2 tRNA genes are annotated in these 249 nt (G+C 51.8%); both read left to right on the top strand.

Going from position 1 to position 249, the window contains the following annotated elements:
• The first annotated feature begins 1 nt into the window (after nt 1).
• Nucleotides 2-79, top strand: a tRNA-Asp gene (locus tag EC604_RS29680).
• Between the two features lie 96 nt (nt 80-175).
• Nucleotides 176-248, top strand: a tRNA-Phe gene (locus EC604_RS29675).
• The last annotated feature ends 1 nt before the right edge of the window (nt 249 follow it).

The following is a 249-nucleotide window of genomic DNA, read 5'->3' as shown; positions in this document are numbered from 1 at the left end:
TGGAACCGTGGTGTAGTTGGCCTAACATGCCTGCCTGTCACGCAGGAGATCGCGGGTTCGAATCCCGTCGGTTCCGCCATTTAAGTTTTAACATGAGGGAAGTTGTTCACTACATCTGCTGTATGGCACTGATGCCCTGGATAAAGTGTAGCGACTCAAGCTTAAACTTTATTATGGCTCGGTAGCTCAGTCGGTAGAGCAGAGGACTGAAAATCCTCGTGTCGGCGGTTCGATTCCGTCCCGAGCCAC

Source organism: Paenibacillus amylolyticus (assembly GCF_003719335.1).
Classification (GTDB): domain Bacteria; phylum Bacillota; class Bacilli; order Paenibacillales; family Paenibacillaceae; genus Paenibacillus; species Paenibacillus amylolyticus_D.
Note: the sequence above shows the minus strand (reverse complement) of the source record. Positions and strands in the feature narration are given on the sequence as shown.